The 16,843-nt window shown below is 61.6% G+C and carries 11 protein-coding genes; 6 read left to right on the forward strand and 5 right to left on the reverse strand.

The window, feature by feature from the left end; genetic code table 11:
- Positions 1–23 precede the first annotated feature (23 nt).
- Positions 24–1,493 carry a sensor histidine kinase gene (locus tag ABIB45_RS00600; RefSeq protein ID WP_354213946.1) on the forward strand — a complete coding sequence of 490 codons (1,470 nt, stop codon included), beginning with the start codon at positions 24–26 and terminating at the stop codon, positions 1,491–1,493.
- 164 nt (positions 1,494–1,657) lie between these two features.
- Here ABIB45_RS00600 and ABIB45_RS00605 read toward each other — a convergent pair whose 3' ends face one another.
- The gene (locus ABIB45_RS00605) at positions 1,658–1,906 is read right to left on the reverse strand and encodes a WhiB family transcriptional regulator (RefSeq protein WP_015937605.1); all 249 of its coding nucleotides are present in this window, start codon (positions 1,904–1,906) and stop codon (positions 1,658–1,660) included.
- Between the two features lie 231 nt (positions 1,907–2,137).
- Here ABIB45_RS00605 and ABIB45_RS00610 point away from each other — a divergent pair, with 231 nt between their 5' ends.
- Positions 2,138–2,671 (forward strand): hypothetical protein, encoded by a 534-nt coding sequence (locus ABIB45_RS00610; protein WP_502909078.1) that lies wholly within the window; start codon positions 2,138–2,140, stop codon positions 2,669–2,671.
- Between the two features lie 12 nt (positions 2,672–2,683).
- Here the strand turns inward: ABIB45_RS00610 and ABIB45_RS00615 are convergent, their stop codons facing one another.
- Positions 2,684–6,781, reverse strand: coding sequence for an FtsK/SpoIIIE domain-containing protein (locus ABIB45_RS00615; protein WP_354213947.1), 4,098 nt, complete (start codon positions 6,779–6,781; stop codon positions 2,684–2,686).
- 363 nt (positions 6,782–7,144) lie between these two features.
- Here ABIB45_RS00615 and glf point away from each other — a divergent pair, with 363 nt between their 5' ends.
- The 4 genes from glf to ABIB45_RS00635 are packed head-to-tail and all read left to right on the forward strand — an operon-like array spanning position 7,145 to position 11,943.
- Positions 7,145–8,332, forward strand: a complete 1,188-nt coding sequence (gene glf / locus ABIB45_RS00620) for a UDP-galactopyranose mutase (RefSeq protein ID WP_354213948.1) — start codon at positions 7,145–7,147, stop codon at positions 8,330–8,332.
- Positions 8,329–10,320 carry a glycosyltransferase gene (locus ABIB45_RS00625; RefSeq protein ID WP_354213949.1) on the forward strand — a complete coding sequence of 664 codons (1,992 nt, stop codon included), beginning with the start codon at positions 8,329–8,331 and terminating at the stop codon, positions 10,318–10,320. Before glf ends, ABIB45_RS00625 begins: the two co-directional genes overlap by 4 nt.
- A complete protein-coding gene (locus ABIB45_RS00630) occupies positions 10,321–11,190 on the forward strand; it encodes an ABC transporter permease (protein WP_354213950.1) in 870 nt (289 codons plus the stop codon). It begins immediately after the preceding gene.
- Positions 11,191–11,943, forward strand: a complete 753-nt coding sequence (locus tag ABIB45_RS00635) for an ABC transporter ATP-binding protein (RefSeq protein ID WP_354213951.1) — start codon at positions 11,191–11,193, stop codon at positions 11,941–11,943. It abuts the gene before it with no gap.
- Positions 11,944–12,288: 345 nt separating this feature from the next.
- Here the strand turns inward: ABIB45_RS00635 and ABIB45_RS00640 are convergent, their stop codons facing one another.
- From ABIB45_RS00640 to ABIB45_RS00650, 3 genes are all read right to left on the reverse strand, one after another.
- On the reverse strand, positions 12,289–13,665 hold the full coding sequence (locus tag ABIB45_RS00640) for a hypothetical protein (protein ID WP_354213952.1): 1,377 nt from the start codon (positions 13,663–13,665) through the stop codon (positions 12,289–12,291).
- Between the two features lie 329 nt (positions 13,666–13,994).
- Positions 13,995–15,701: a DUF2142 domain-containing protein gene (locus ABIB45_RS00645; protein ID WP_354213953.1), complete on the reverse strand. Its 1,707-nt coding sequence runs from the start codon at positions 15,699–15,701 to the stop codon at positions 13,995–13,997.
- A complete protein-coding gene (locus ABIB45_RS00650) occupies positions 15,698–16,723 on the reverse strand; it encodes a substrate-binding domain-containing protein (protein ID WP_354214403.1) in 1,026 nt (341 codons plus the stop codon). Before ABIB45_RS00650 ends, ABIB45_RS00645 begins: the two co-directional genes overlap by 4 nt.
- Between the last annotated feature and the right edge of the window lie 120 nt (positions 16,724–16,843).

Consider the following 16,843-nt stretch of genomic DNA (forward strand, 5'->3'; position numbering starts at 1 on the left):
CGGCGTCGTAAACTGGAGGTGCAGTGGCAATCTTTACGGACCCCATCAGGGAACACGCTGATTTTGGGCCGGGCGATGCCGAATGGCTGCACCTCCTGGTGGGTGACTGGCAGATGGTTGCGGACCTGGCGTTCGCTGACCTGGCTTTGTGGTTCCCGCATCCGGATCACGGGTATGTTGCGTTGGCCCACGTCAGGCCGTCAACGACGCACACCGTCTTCCACAGCGACTTTGTGGGTGACCCCATCCGGGCCGACCTGCAGCCGCTGGTGGATAAGGCCTGGGCAAGCCGGTCCATCGAACGGTCCAGCGAGACCAACTGGAATTCGGACATGGCGTTGCGGGTGGAGGCTGTGCCGATGGTCCGCAACGGCCGGACCCTGGCTGTGGTGACCACCCACATGGACCTGTCCAGTTCCCGGATGCCGTCCCGGCTGGAGCTGACGTACCGGCAGTGTGCCTACGACCTTCTGCGGATGGGAACACTTGGGCTGTGGCCTGACTTTGCGTCCCCCACCGGCTCGCGCCGTGGTGCACCGCGGGTGGGGGATGGGCTGATCAGGCTCGATGCGGAGGGGATTGTGCAGTACGCCAGCCCCAACGGGGTGTCGGCTATCCGGCGGCTCGGCGACGGCGAGTCGCTGGAAGGCCGGTCGTTGGCCGAAGTGACTGCTGGGCTGCTGAAGGACCGGCGCTTGGTGGACGAGACGCTGCCGCTGGTGGTCACCGGACGGATGCCGTGGCGCAGTGAGATTGAATCCCGCGGCGTGAGCCTGTCCCTGCGGGCCATTCCGCTGCGGGATGAACAGCAGCGCTTTGGCGCGCTGGTGCTGTGCCGGGACGTTTCGGAACTGCGGCGCCGGGAGATGGAACTCGTCACCAAGGATGCCACCATCCGCGAGATCCACCACCGGGTGAAGAACAACCTGCAGACCGTGGCTGCCTTGCTGCGGATGCAGTCCCGGCGGATGGTCAGCGACGAGGCCAAGCAGGGCCTGGAGCAGGCGATGCGGCGGGTGGCCACCATCGCCCTGGTGCACGAGACGCTGTCCCAGGGCCTGGCGCAGAGCGTTGACTTTGACGAACTGATTGGCCGCCAATTCAGGCTGTCCGCTGAGGTGGCGTCGCCCTCGCAGCAGGTCAAGACCGAGCGGTCGGGGCTGTTCGGGGAACTGCCCAGCGACTTCGCCACCCCGCTGGCACTGGTCATCAACGAGTTGGTGACCAACGCCGTCGAGCATGGCCTGGCGGGACGCGCGGGAACTGTCTGGCTCATCGCCGACCGCTCCGAGGAGGAAGACGGCGAGGAACTGCTGACGGTCACGATCGCCGACGACGGTGTGGGGCTGCCGGACACGCCGCACGTGGAGGGTCTTGGGCTGCAGATTGTGCGGACTCTGGTCACCAGTGAGCTGGGTGGTACCATCCAGTGGCATCCCCGTGACGGTGGCGGGACGGCTGTCCAGATCCGCCTCAGCCTGGCTGTTCGGTAAGGATTTAGCTTAAACGGCGATGGCCGCGACCCGGAAGGGGTCGCGGCCATCGTTTTGTGCCTAGCGTTTTGTGCCCAGCGTTTTGTGCAAGCCGCTGGGTGCGCCGACGGGCTCTGAGCTGGTGTGCTCTGAGCCGGCCGGCTCTCAGCCGGTGGGCTCCGAAATCAGGAAGCGCGGCGGGCCCTGGCGGCCCGGCGCTTGAGGGCGCGGCGCTCGTCTTCGCTCATCCCGCCCCAGACGCCGGCGTCCTGGCCGGACTCGAGGGCCCACTGAAGGCAGGTGTCAACAACTGGGCAGCGGCGGCAGACGCTCTTGGCTTCCTCGATCTGGAGGAGGGCAGGCCCGGTATTTCCAACGGGGAAAAATAGTTCCGGGTCCTTTTCAAGGCACGCTGCGCGGTTACGCCAATCCATGCTGATCAGTTGCTCCAATTCTGGGAAATGCCATTTGTGAAATTATTCACGATTGGCTACAAAAGAAAGGGGCCCTTCGGGGCCCCATCGGTCATCTTCATCAAGATTGTCATGTTAAGGCTGTGTAAACAAGGGGTAATACAGCTTGAAATCCCCGGATTCCTGAGCGATACATCACATCCGTTTAGCCGACCCCCACCACTGTCAGACTATGTCCGGTAGGGTGCCAGTGTGTCAAGAGCCCCCCAAAACCCGTCAGATCCGCTGCCCGAGCCTGCCCCAGAAACCCCGGGGTCCCCGGCGGGCGATGGTGGTGGTGCAAGTGATGGCAGCGGCGCCCACGCGGGTCCCGGGCCGGACCCGGCCACAGGGCGCCCGCGGGGCATTCTGGTGATCGCGCTGATTGTGGCGGCGGAGGCCACAGCCCTCCTGGTGGCCGCGGCCTGGTATGCCTTCGAACTTGTGACGGGCGCCCCTGTACTTTCTCTTTGGGGAGCCGTTTTCACCCTTGGCCTGCTGCTTGCGTTCTCTGCCTGGCTGTATTCGGTGGGGCTCTTCCTCTTCCGGGGACGCCGGTGGACGCGGGCGGCAGCGCTGGTAGCGCAGCTGTTCGTCCTGACCATTGGGTTTCCAACCCTCACCGCCGGAGTGTTGCTGGCAGGCCTGGCCATGATCCTGCCGGCACTGACAGCCATAGTGCTCCTCTTCCACAAGCGCGTCATCAGCTACGCCTCCCAGAGCGGCGGATTGCCCCCGGCCCTGTAGCCCCCTGCTCCATCAGGCGGCCAGCCGTCTGACCGGCGCGTCAGGAGGCACCCAGCCCAGCTGGACGGCCGTGGCGCGACCGTTCTGGATCAGCACGCTCCGGCCGGGTGGAGGATTCGGTTCCGTCTCGAACCGCACCCCAAAGAGATCGCCATCCAGGAATGTCCGGGGCGCGATCAGTACGCCGGTGCCCTGGTTTCGTGCCTGGAGCGCCAACGGCACCCGCTGGGAGAGTATCGGGCTGTAGCCGGCCGTCATCACCACTCTGAATCCGAGGGCATTGAGGTCGGCCAGGTGGCGGTTCACATCGGGTGTCAACAGATCTGCGTCGTCCACCAAGGCCACAGATCCTCGGCCCAGGCTGCCTGTGGCTGCCTGTCCCAGGACTCCCGACCAATAGGCCGCGGAATCGGTGGCAGTTTCCGGCCGGAGCCAAGGTCCTGAACCGGGGTTGACCTGCGGCAGAAGGCGTAAAAACGAGGACTTTCCCGACGACGGTCCGCCCAAGACCGCAAGGACACCGCCCGCCTGGAGTCGGATGGATACAGATTCGAGTTCGTCACCGCCCACGCCTATCCGGAAGAGACCTGGCATCTGTCCGGCCGTGGCTGGTATTCCATCCGGGAAAAGGGAGCCGGGGCCAGTGCCATCCAGGATGGGAGTCGCAGCCCCATCCAGGATTTGGGCCGCCCTGACCATGACCGGCAGCGGCTCGACGCGGAACGGCCGGTTCGCGGGGAACCTTTGCTGCGCCCGGCCATTCGCCATCCCCTCTGCTTCTGGGCTGGCCGTGTAGAACTGGCAAACTGCCGTTGTGCCGGCGGACAGCGCGCCCATGGCGACGGCCCGACCGAGGACCGGTGCAGTCGAAGGAAGTTTGGGCCAGGCAATCCGGCTCTCTTCGCTTGAACCGGAGGGAAAATACACGCGGTTGGGAACGGCGGCGAAGAACCGGGCGGTGACAAGCTCCCGCTGGCCGGAGATGATCACCGTGATACCGGACCTGCCGCCATCACGGATCAGATCGTGGACCAGGTCCTCGGCCCAGGCCAGCGGTCCGGCGCGAAAGGCCGAGGCCCAGGACCCCCAGCCGGCGATCACCAGCGCGAGGGGCGTGGCACCGGCGGCGGGACTGGCCAGTCGGCGCGACTGCTCCTGTGCGAGGCGCTCCAGGATACGGACGGCGCGTCGAAGCTCGTGCAGCCCGGCCCGGGCACCCACCCGGCCGTGAGAGGCCAACCCCGCGAATGAGCTGTCCGGGTCCAGGACGTACAAATGCGATTCGCGCGGATGGGATGCGAGGCCGCGGACTGCCAGCCGGACCGCCTCAGCTATGCCCGATTCCGGTCCGCCAACAAGGCCCAGATGCCCGTGCCCGGCAGGTTCCCAGATGAGTGGAGCCGTTCTCTGTTCCGCCGGCAGGTCCATGAGTCCGAGCCTGATGATCCGGCGGTTACCCTCCCGTGCCAGATCGCCGGCCGACTTCACGGTCTGGTTTCCAATCACGTCACCGGTGGCTGTGCTGGGACTGACCAGTAGCCCAACCGCAGGCTCAGGCAGAACGCAGGGGAGCGGGGCAGCGACCGGTTTCCTGGCGGGTGGGCCAGTCATGGCAGACCACAACGCGGACATGGAAGCCACCAACGGCGCGGTTGCCTGGGCCGGTGTGGGCTCAACGTCCGCAAATTCGGATTTACCCGACGTGGGTGGGGTGTCGATGTACTCCGATGCCAGGCGCACCGAGAGGCTGGGCGGTTCGGAGGTAAGAGCACCGGCAGTCAGCGAACCGGCCTGAAACTCAACTGGTGCTTCAGTGCCGCGCGCCAGATAGGCCCGCCCGGGGGTGTCCACGCTGATTCCGGCGGCGGCCTTCGAATTGATAATGTCCACGGACTCCATCTCCGATTGGACACGCAACGCGATGCTTGTAGTCACGTTGGCACGGATGTCAGCCGTCAGAGCGCCCTGCGGCCGTTGCGTGGCCATGATGAGGTGTATCCCCAGCGAACGGCCGATCGCGGCGATCCTCATGAGTTCGCGGAGCGCTTCCGGAGCGTCCTCCACGAGCATTCGGAATTCGTCGATGACAATCACGAGGTGGGGGAGCTGTGCCGCGAGGCCCGCCTGGGTGGTCCGGTAAGAAGCAAGATCGGGTGCCTGCACGGCGGCCAGGGCCTCTTCACGGAATCTGATTTCGGCGCGGAGGGATTGCAGGTACCTTTCCAGCTCGTGGCTGCTCAGATCGGTGAGCATGCCTACAGAGTGCGGGAGCCCCGTCAGAGGCCCCAGGCCGGAGCCGCCCTTAAAGTCCACAAAAAGAAAATTGATTTGGTCCGGCGGGTAGCTGAGCGCCAGGGCAACCGTCAGGCTGCGAAGGAGTTCAGACTTCCCCGAGCCCGTAGTGCCGGCAACCAGCAGATGGGGGCCGTCGGATTGGAGATCCAGCATCCGGGCACCCTGCGGACCCAGACCGACGGGTACGGCAAGTCCGGGCCGCACGCTGTGTGCCGACCACCGCTGTGCTGTTTCCGGGGTGGAGGCCGGGAGAAGATCCGTAAGCCGGCAGGAGAGCGGGGTGCTTCCGCCGGCATCGCCGGTCTTGGGCGCGTCCTTAGCCAGACGGCGACAAAAACTGTCGAAGACGGCGACGGGCGCCAGATCCGGCGCGAACCGGATGCTTTCCGCTCCTGCGGTGAACACAGAACTGCGTTCACCAAGCTCAATGTCTGCTCTGATCGGGGCTTCGCTGTCGCAGGGGAAGTGGATGACCTGCCACGCATGTTCGCGCGCCTTTTCGATGATCGCCGCTGTGTTCTGGTTGCCGTCCAGGAGAATCAGCACGCCGTGGTCACTTGCGGGCGCGAAGCCGCGCTTCAGCAGCGCCTGAACGGTGCCGGGATGGCTGGAGAGGGTAACTCCTTCCAGAAGACGGGCCGCGAGGGGCAACTGGTCCGTTTTTCCGTGGAGCACCACGCGGGTATCCCGGCCAAGCGGGTAGCCGGCCAGTTGCATCAGGAATGAACGCACCAGTCCCAGGACGGCGTCTCGCGGCCCGCGGATCGTGGTGACCGGCTGTGCGGGATCGAGGGTGAGCGGAAGCAGATCGGCGGATGGAACCGCTCGGCCCGGATCGGGCGGCTCGAATCGGAGGTTCGCTGGTTGAGTGCTTTGGCCCAGCCGCAGCCAGATGCCCTTGCCTGCGGCGCGGGAAGTCCGCTCCCTCCGAGTTGCACCCCCCAAAGTAAGGGCTGACAGCGGCGGGGCGGACCGCCGTCGTCGTTCCTGGTCTTTGGCGACAGCAGCCCTGACAGCCGCGGCCAGGTCGCGGCGCTGCCGGCGCCCGCCGATCACGGGCACCAGGATGGAGATCGCGGAGACGGCGGTGAAGGCGAGGAACATCCACATTCCCGTGGTGATCGCTAGGCCCACGCCGATGATCACCGGCAGGACAGCCGTCAGCAGGAGCGCCGCCCGGTTCATAGGTTCGTCGCGCCGGCTGACGACGATCGGTTCGTGGACATCCGTTCCTGCCTGGTCCAATTGGTTGCCGTGCTCCAGGAAGACCAGTGACATGGTCGATTTGCCGCACCGGATCGTGGAACTGGTCGACACGACGGCGTTCCTCCGGCGCTCGCCGTCCACTTCGACGCCGTTGGCGCTGTCCAGGTCAACGATTGTAATGGCCGTCTCGGTGACAACCAGGCGCGCGTGGGCACGCGAAAGATCGGCGTCGGGGATGACGATCTCGGCATCGCTGCGGCCAATGGTGTAGGTGCCCCGGCGCAGGGGAACCACCAGGCCAGCGCCGGAGCCGCTGTGCACTGCAAGCGCCAGCGAGGCAGGCGGTTCCGCAGTGCGCTGCCTCGATCTGCGGGCACTCAGTTCCGCCCCGTCGACCAGAACGGCGCCGTTGACCAGCGGCGGTTGCCCGAGCGTGAGTGAACTCATATCTTGCCCGTCGACTGTCACTTTGCCGGTGCCGAACCTGGCGGCCAGCACTGCCTGCAAGCCGGCGCCGGCGGCCCCGTCCGGACCCTCCATGGTCAGCTCCGCCGGCGGGTCCTGCAGGGCTGCGCCCGGACTCCGAACGAGCGTGCAGTGCAGCAGCATGATTGACATTCCTCACGGTTGAGTTGTTTCCAAGCTAGCCATCAGGCGCCGGGGTGTCGTGGCGTGCGTCGCCGTATGTGGATAAGGGCGTGGGGCTTCACCGGCAAAATACTGTCCGCGTGAATTGGCCTGTGTGCATTGCCCCAGTGACCAGCGGCTCCTGGGCCACGGTCGCCGCATACGGGCAGCCGCGACGAGGAGTACGACGGCGGGCGCCGCGAGGAGGGGGATTAGCGGAGGTTGAGCGCCGGCTTGCGTGGACGGTCACCCACCGGATTAGTAGGTCACGACGGGGTCTCGGGTAGGCTGGTTCCGCAGACAATGCGCACCATTGGGCTGCCCGCTTTCGAACCAGGAGATTTTGTGACCGCTGACCTCGTCATCGTAGGGTCTGGCTTTTTCGGCCTGACAATCGCAGAACAGGCCGCCACCGAGCTCGGCTTGAAGGTGGTTGTCCTTGACCGCCGGCACCACATCGGTGGAAACGCCTACAGCGAGAAGGAAGAGCAGACCGGGATCGAAGTGCACCGCTACGGCGCACACCTGTTCCACACCTCCAACGAGCGTGTGTGGGAATATGTGAACCGCTTCACCACGTTCACGAACTACGTCCACAAGGTCTACGGCGTGCACAAGGGTGAGGTTTACTCCCTGCCCATCAACTTGGCCACGATCAACCAGTTCTTCCGTGCGAACCTGACGCCGGGCCAGGCGCAGGAGCTGATCCAGGAGCAGGCGGGCGAGCTCGCTGGAACCGATCCGCAGAACTTGAACGATAAGGGCATCCAGCTGATTGGCCGTCCGCTCTACGAGGCGTTCATCAAGCACTACACGGGCAAGCAGTGGCAGACCGATCCCAAGGACCTGCCCGCAGGCATCATCTCCCGCCTCCCCGTGCGCTACAACTACGACAACCGGTACTTCAACGATAAGTACGAGGGCCTGCCGACCAACGGGTACACGGCGTGGATCGAAAAGATGGCGGAACACCCGAACATCGAGGTGCGGCTGAACACGGACTTCTTCGATGAGTCGCACGAGTACAGCAAAAATAAAGTTGTTGGCAACATCCCCGTGATCTACACGGGCCCGGTTGACCGTTACTTCGACTTCGCCGAAGGCGACCTTTCGTGGCGGACCATCGATTTCGAAGAAGAAATTCTCGACGTCGGAGACTTCCAGGGAACGTCCGTGGTCAACTACAACGACGCCGATGTGGCCTACACGCGCATTATTGAACCGCGCCACTTCCACCCGGAGCGCGAGTACCAGACCGAAAAGACCGTCGTCATGCGCGAATTCTCGCGTGCCGCAGAAAAGGGCGACGAACCGTACTATCCGATCAACACTGCCGCGGACCGGGAGCGGTTGCTCAAGTACCGTGACCTGGCTGCTGCCGAGAAGGACGTCCTGTTTGGAGGCCGCCTCGGCACGTACAAGTACCTTGACATGCACATGGCCATTGGCTCGGCCCTGACCATGTTTGACAACCAGATTCGGCCGCATTTCGAGGGCGGAGCTAAGCTTGAAAGCGGAGGCGTGGAGGCATGACAGTGACTGAAGATACGTCGGCCTGGCGCGTTCTTCAGAGGGTAGTCCTGCCGTCCCCTGACCAGACGGATACGGTCTCGCTTTATGCTGACGCCGGAAGTGCCAACGGAATCAGGCTTCGTGAGAACGACGAGCTTGCCCGGACGCCGAAGCAACCCGAAGAAAAGCTTCAGATGTTCAGCTCCGGCGGGCGCGAAGCCCACTTTGAGGACCTCCTGGGCCGGCACTCGATGCGCGTGCGCTCAGGCGAGCAGGTTTCTTTCGGAACGTACTTCAATGCGTTCCCGGCCAGTTACTGGCGCCGCTGGACATCCGTACGGGACATCCGCCTCGTCGTGAAGACGAGCGGCTCGGGGAATATTTCCGTCTACAAATCCAATGCGCGGGGTTCCGTCCAGCGCGTGGACGGCAAGCACGTCGAAGGCTCCGCGGTTTCCGAATTCGAGTTGTCGCTCAAGCCGTTTGGCGACGGCGGGTGGTACTGGTTCGATCTGGCCGGCAGTTCAGGCGAACTGGTCCTTGACCACGCGGAGTGGGAAGGTTTGAGCCAGGTTTCCGGCCCAGGCCAGGTCACGCTCCAAATCACGACCATGAACAAGCCGGAATTCTGCCTCAACAACGCACGGATTCTGTCCGAGAACCTTGACGTCCTCAAGGATGTCAAGGAAATACTCATCGTTGACCAAGGGACCAACCAGGTTGAGGACCAGGACGGCTTTGCCGGCATCGATTCCGCCCTGGGGGGAAAGCTCCGGGTCATCAACCAGGCCAACCTCGGCGGATCCGGTGGATTTGCCCGCGGGATGTACGAGTCCGTGGAAAATGGCAGCGATTACGTGCTGCTTCTGGACGATGACATCGTCATTGAGCCGGAGAGCATCCTCCGCCTGCTGACCTTCGCCGACCACTGCCGCAAGCCGTCAATCATTGGCGGCCACATGTTCGACCTCTACAACCGTAGCGTGCTTCACACGTTTGGCGAAGTGGTCAACCCTCATCGCATCGTTCCCGCCCAGCCGCACGCTGACATGGATGTCCGGCATGACTTCAGCATTGCCAACCTCCGCCAAACGGCGTGGCTGCACCGAAGGGTCGACGTCGACTACAACGGTTGGTGGATGTGCCTGATTCCCACGAAGGTCATTCGCGAAATTGGGCTGTCCCTGCCGCTGTTCATCAAATGGGACGACGCCGAGTACGGTCTGCGGGCACGTGAAGCGGGCTACTCAACCGTGTCGCTTCCGGGGGCTGCGGTATGGCATGTGTCATGGACCGACAAAGACGATCTCGTCGGCTGGCAGGCATATTTCCACGCCCGTAACCGGATGATCACCACGCTCATCCACAGCCCTTATAAGAAGGGCGGCCGGGTCCTGCGGGAGTCCGTCCAGGACGACGTCAAGCACCTTGTATCGATGCAATACTTCACGGAGCACGGTCGAATCGAGGCACTGAAAGACGTACTCAAAGGTCCGGATGTCCTCCACGCCTCCCTCGGCTCGAAACTGCCGGAAATCAATGCTCTGAAGGCCAGTTACTCGGATGCCCAGCTCCGGGAGAACGTCGACGACTTCCCCACACCGAAAATCGGACGCGGTCCCATCGGCGGTGCGCCCATCGGTATGCCAAGCAAGAAAGAACTGGTTCCATGGGGTATCAGGACTGTCGCAAAGCAGCTGGTAACAACTCCCGGTGCTGAAAGCCTGGAACGCCCCCAGGGCTTCCTCGCCCACCGTGATAACCGCTGGTTCAGGCTGGCCCACTATGACAGCGTTGTTGTCTCCAATGCCGAAGGAACAGGCGCTTCCTGGTACCGCCGTGACCCCAAAAAGCTCAAGGCCATGCTGACTGAGGCCACTGGACTGCACATGCGGATATTCCGGGAATGGGAGCGCCTGGCCGAGCAGTATCGGGAAGCTCTCCCTGAGTTGACGTCCCTGGAGGCCTGGAAGCGGACCTTTGACGCCAACCCGGGCGCGGGCAAGTAGATGGCCGCTACAACGGACGTCTTGGTCAAGCCCGGGGAAGGCCGCGGACTCCTTGACGTTTACGGGCACCGGTTCCTGCTGAAGCTGTTGGTCCGCAAAGAAATTAAGGTTCGCTACCGCGGCTCTGTCCTGGGACTGATGTGGTCCTATGTCAAGCCGCTGATGCAGTTCCTGATCTATTTCATTGCCCTCGGTATTTTCCTCAACCTTGAACGCGGCACGCCCAACTATGCCATCTACTTGTTTTCCGGCATAGTCCTGGTGAACTTCTTCACTGAGTCACTGGCAAATGCAACCCGGTCAATTGTGGATAACCGCGACCTCATCAGGAAGATTTATCTTCCGAGGGAATTGTTTCCTGCGGCCACCGTGTGGGTTTCCGCGGCGCACTTCCTTCCGCAACTCCTCGTGCTCATTGGTGCGTGCCTCTTCGTGGGATGGACGCCTTCGATCCTTCAGATTGTGGCAGTCGTTCTTGTGTTCGCCATGGTGGCGCTGTTGGCGACCGGGCTCGGTCTGATGTTCGGGGCAGTCAACGTTTACTTTCGGGATTCCGAAAACATCGTGGACATGATCGTCATGGTGGTTACCTGGGCTTCGCCGGTACTTTACGTCTGGTCGATGGTGGAGCGGGTCATGGGCCCGTGGTATTGGCTTTACCAGCTGAACCCCATGACTACCGCTGTGGAAATTTTTCACTGGACTTTTTGGCAGCCCACGCTGAAGGCTGACCAGATCGGACTCGCTGACATGCCGCCGGGCCTGCTGACTTTTTGGCTTCCGGTGTCACTGTTGGTCACCGTGGTGATCCTTTTCCTGGGCCAGTTCATTTTCCGCCGTCTGGCCGTACATTTCGCACAGGAGCTCTAGATGTCCAGCCACGGAAGCGTTGCAATCAGCTGCATTGGGTTGCGCAAACAGTTCGTCCTTCGTCACACGCGGTCCTTGAAGGAAGCGCTCGTATGGTTAGTCAAAGGGCGCAAAGGCGACCTGTCGAAGAAGTTTCTCGCCCTGAAGGATGTTTCCCTCGAAGTTAAACAGGGCGAGACGGTTGCGCTGCTGGGCCTTAACGGTTCCGGGAAGTCGACCCTGCTTAAACTGATTTCGGGAGTCCTCCAGCCGGACGGCGGGACGGTCCGCACTCGTGGTCGTGTGGCTGGCCTGATCGAAGTCGGTGCGGGGTTCCACCACGATCTCAGCGGGCGGGACAACGTCTACCTCAATGGTGCCATTCTGGGCATGACTGAGAAACAGATCGATGAAATGTTCGATTCCATCGTGGAGTTCTCCGAAATCGGAGAATTCATCGATACCGAAGTCAAGTTTTACTCTTCCGGAATGTACCTACGTCTTGCGTTCTCCATCGCGGTTCACACCGACCCGGAAGTCTTCCTTATCGACGAAATTCTGGCCGTCGGCGATGAGCCGTTCCAGCGCAAGTGCATCGCGAAAATCAAGGAGCTGGCCGCTAATGGCAAGACCTTGTTTGTCGTGAGCCACGATTTGGACCTCGTCGCTACCGTCTGCGAGCGGGGTGTTCTCTTGGAACACGGAGAGATCATCATGGACGGCGCAGTGCACGATGTTGTATCGGAGCTCCGGGCCCGAACCGCTTCGGCCTGAGTGTTCGTCCCCCGACCATTTGTTTCGCCGCAGCTGCGTAGCTGCCGCCGGCCGAGGGCCGATGACACGGCTGCTGAGCGAGCCTGGAAGCCTTACGGGAGTCGTGCGGGTTGATAACTGAGGTGGCACGTTGGTTATCAACCAGGTTGGCTCATTCACGGCTTGATCATGGCAGTTTGAGTGGGGACCCGGTCAGAGTGATTGATTGGCACGCTCACGCCGGATGGCCACGAGCCTTCGCACATACCAGGGCCAGGTAGTACGGAATGTGCGCCGATATTTTCGATGCACCGCATGCTTATCGAAGGATATCGGTCTGCCGCATCGATTCGAGGCCTCGCGTTGTTAGCGGGTCAAAATGACCTCACATGGCAGGACCGCGTACCAGAGCGTGGGCGAGATCGGAATTGCGGCTTCGCGCGGCTCACTATTTTCCGTGCAGTCGGTGCGGGCCAGCGTCAGGAACTCTTTCCACTCAGGCCCTCCGGCCCGCGAGGGCAGAGATGGGAAATAGTTCACTGATAAGAAGACTAGGAGCACAGCGGGTGCCAGGAAGGCCCGGGACGTCTCCTTGCATCCTGTGGTGCCTGCGCGCTCGGTGGCCACAGCCCAGGCAGCCGGAACCAGGACGAGCAGAAACATCGAGGGAGCAGCGGCGTACCGCAAGAATGTGAACCTTCCGAGCCAATCCTGCTCCGTGAAGTTAGCAAAGTCTATCTCCGGAGTGGTGTTGAGCACGACGGCTGCGGTCCAGCAAATTGCTGCAGCACAGAATGATGACGCGGCTACGACTTTCCATTTGAGGCTCCCGAATGCCAGTACGTAAATAAGAAGGCACACAATGACGGCGACGGGAATGAGAACAGAGTAGGCGCCGAAGTTTACGATGCCGGAGGCGACACTGCGCTTGTCTGTCTCCCACAGCGAGGTCATGGACTGCAGCCCGAAGCCATAAAAGACTGACAGCGGCTCTATCGAATCCACAGGTGGCAGGGAAGAATAGCGGGGCTTGCTCGCCGTGGCGACAAGTTGGCAAGCGAGGCCTGCGAACATTCCCATTGCGGCTGCGTAGTTCTTGGCTCGAAAGCATTGCCAGAGGGCGAGGGGCAGAAAGATCGCAGAAATGATTTCGGTGGTTGCGGAGCCCAAGGCAACGACGAAGAGAATAACTTTGGCTCCCCACCGGGAAGGCCGGTAGATAAGCAGCCATGGAACCAGCCACAAGACATACCAATGCAAATTGGCAGCATTGCCAAGAACTTCGAGGGGCCCAACAGGAACGAAAACCGGAATCATGGCAAACATGAGGCGAATCGGGCGGCTGGCAACCAGGGCAGCGGACAGCTGGAATACCGCGAGCGATATGCAGGCAACGACAGCACAACTCAAAAATGACATCAGGACGGCATACGACTCTAGGGGCGCGATCGTGTATGCGATCCCGGATATGAGGCGAGGAATTGTGTGGAGGTACCCCGCATAAGGTTCCACGATGCTGGCAACCGGACCAATGGTCACTGTTTCCCTGAGAAAAACAGCGCCGTCCTCCGCCCAAATTGTCCCGCGGGCGTCTTCTGGCAACCGCCACCACGCGATGTAGCTGAGGGCCACTGCGGCGCCGGTCCAACCAAGTGCAGCGAATGTCCGCGTTTTATTGAAGCCCCGCCATGCACCCGAGGGATGGGCAGCTCCGCTGGTGTCGAGGGTTTTACTTTTAGTCATCGAGACAACAGCTTATAGTCCTTTGCAGCAGCTGCGGGACTAACGCAATACAGCTGGACGGGTCTCCCTCGCGTCGCCGTCGACCCACTGGGACGTCGGTCACGTACGTGCCCGCTTGAGGCCGTGCGGCAGCACAGAGGTTGTGGTCGGGCAAGGCCCACTCCTAATGGTTCGCAAATCAGGGTTACGACGTTGCGTGGCGGCTGCGCGACGACGAACCTATGATCGAGCCCCGATTACGCCGCCGGGACGGTTGAGCAGGCAACTGACGGCCACGCGGATCTTAGGATGAACGTTGCCTTCGTTCTCCCCAAACGTGGAGTCGAGACCTACGTCCGTGATCGGGAATGAGCTTCGGCGATGGTGGACCGTAGGTTGACGGATTCAGTTGTCGTTTTCGGTTCGCCGGAGAGTACGGGGAAGGGGCGCGTGAAGAGGAGTGCGCCTGGGAACACAAATTTGAACAGGAAATGTCCAGCCAGTGCCATCAGTACTACGTAGGCAGCAATCAGAACCAGCCACCCCAAGGGGGGCTGCCACTCCGGCTTGGTAATCATGATTTGCCAGTTAGCCAGTTCCCGAATGCCTACTACGTATCGCCGCAATATGTAGGCGAAAGCAAGGCCGTGGACAGCTATTGCAGCCACCACCACGATGCGGCCGATTGTCTGGGCCCCCTCTGACTGGCTGATCCGCAAATGCCTGCACGCTATTCCTGCCGAGATCAGCAGAACCAGGAACAGGGGCAGGTTGTAGCGGCCTTGCCAGATGAATCCCATGGAAGTTACGACTTGGGCCTGGAGGGCGGCGGGTATGACAAGGAGCAGTACCAAGGCGAGCCAATAACCAGCGGTTCGCCGGAGCGGACGGACAGCAACCGGGAGCAGGAGTGCAACCACAAAGAGGAAGCTCCAGAACATCTGCACGGCATCCGGCAGGCGGCTATCGAGCCACCCCATAACCCCAACATACTGGGGAAAGAAGCCAAAGAAGCGGTCCAGCATCGTGACAAACCCTTGGTCCGCACGAACTCCCGGCATCGGATTGATGATTCCGATGGGGGCAACGCCGGCGGATGCTGGGGCGTTGAGCATCAGCAGTATCCACACAATGCCGAGAATCACACCCGGCACAGTGGCCGCGACGGCTGTCAGGACAAGCTTGTTCCGAAAAGCCGCGAAAATGGACCGTCGCTGATAAAACGAGAGCCCTACCATGAGGGCGCACAGCAGCCAGATCAAGGACACCTGTCGCGTATTCGCCAGTATCGTCGAGGCTGCTACGACCGTTACAACGGCCGGGATGACTGCTTCGGGTCTATGCGCGTTATCGAGCAGCACGATGAAACCGCAGAACGCAGCCATTGTAGCTGCAACCTCTAAAGAGTTCGGATTAATTCCGGATCCAAGGAACAGGACCATAGGAGTCATGCTGACGCTGGCCAGCAGGATCGGAATTTGTGGACGCAAAAATCTTGAAAGCGCTGTGAAGCCGGCAGCAAGAAAAGCTGCGGTGAGAATCGAGCTGACTATACGCATGGCATAAAGTGCGGGCGCACCAGTGAGCCAAAGGCTCGGAAGTCCAACGATCCAGTAATACATCGGATTATAAGTACCCGCCGTGGTGACGCCAATCGTCTCGTAGTTGTCGTCGGCTGGGATAACCGGTGCACACCCGGCTGAAGTGTCCGGACGGTATTTGTAGCACCTCTGGGCATCAAGATTGGCTATATAGGCAGGAACCTTTACATGGATGCCATGCCCAAATGACATCCCCTCCTGAACAGTTATTTGATTCCTGACTACGGCGGCGGCCTTGATAGTGTGCGCAGGCTCATCCGGAAATGCCATCAAGGGTGTGGCCAATGCCCACAGGGAAATTACGAGCGAGAAGAGAGCAAAGAGCTTCAGGAACAGGCTCCTGCCTTTACGCTGACTTGACTTGGCTTCACTCCCGGCTAGCGTTCCATCCCGGTGCAGGCCAGGCGTCCTACTCATGGTGCTGGTGTTGTCTGACGTGCGCTCAAGTCCGCTCACTCCGTTCCCTCCGCGATTTCGGTAACCAATTCCTTGGCCTGCTCCGAGGTTTTCCTGTTTGGAGGCAACGCGCTTGCGAAGATATTCGCATTGCGTTGGCCTGTTTCGCTGAATATAGCCTGTCCCCAGGAACTGGCCAGCTTCGCCGTCTCCTCCTCGGCGTACTCCCGGCACAACACCACGTATTCCATCACGGCCAAGGCATAGCCGGCCTGGCCGTCCAGCTGCTGCTCCAAGGCGCCAGGGGCAACCTGGTTGGTCTCGCCTGCTTCAATGGCCGCAAGAACGGAGTCTGGTGAGAACGACTGGTACGAGCCGTCAAACTGTAGCGCCACCGTCGAAAACCGGGAGCCGATGATCCCACGGTCCAGGACCGCCAGGCCCCCAACCGTTGTGTCGAGCTCCAAAGGTTTGGTTTTGTCCTGTACGTCGACAACGTCGGGCCACCGCGAAGATACGCCGGGGGACCACGCACTGCTTGCTTCCCGCGACAGATAGGCCGTGACGGCTTCCGTTACGTCTTCGTCCTTGTCCGAAAGCAAGGGTTTGATCTCCAGATCGGGGAGGCTGGTGTCCGGGTTCTCTCGAACGATTTGCGGGTCATTCCACTTGGTGACCTTCTTGAGGAAGATGTTGGCCAGAATGCCAGCGGTGAGCCTAACGCTTCGAACTCCAGGCAGGTTGTACGCCACTCCCACCGGAAGCACGGCCGCAGGGAGGACCAAAGGTCCTGCCTGGCCACACACCGGCTGACTCGTCGGGGGCAACTCCACGGAGCCCGGCATGGTTGTCGTGGCGAAGTGCGCCTGTTCCCTCGCTAGCGCGTCCACACCCACCTTTCCTCCGTCTGGGGAGAAAGCTATGTTCACAGCCGGGTTCGGTCCCCGCCAAGCCTCCTGCCACGCTGCCACCAGGCCGCTCATGGAGCCGTTTCCGACGCCAACCAGGCTACCCCTTAGCTGGCCATCGCTTGCTCCCGGTGCAGGTGCCGCACAGGCTGACGTGGCCAAAACAACAGACATTGCGACGACACCGAACCGACCGTACGGGAAAGAGGTTCTGGGTTTCGCAATGTTCTTGTCTCGATATTTCACGTGCTTAGCCTACGCGGCAAGGCTCGTCCAGCGTTATTTCAGGGCCGT

Source organism: Arthrobacter sp. UYCo732 (assembly GCF_040547265.1).
In the GTDB taxonomy this organism is placed as follows: domain Bacteria; phylum Actinomycetota; class Actinomycetes; order Actinomycetales; family Micrococcaceae; genus Arthrobacter.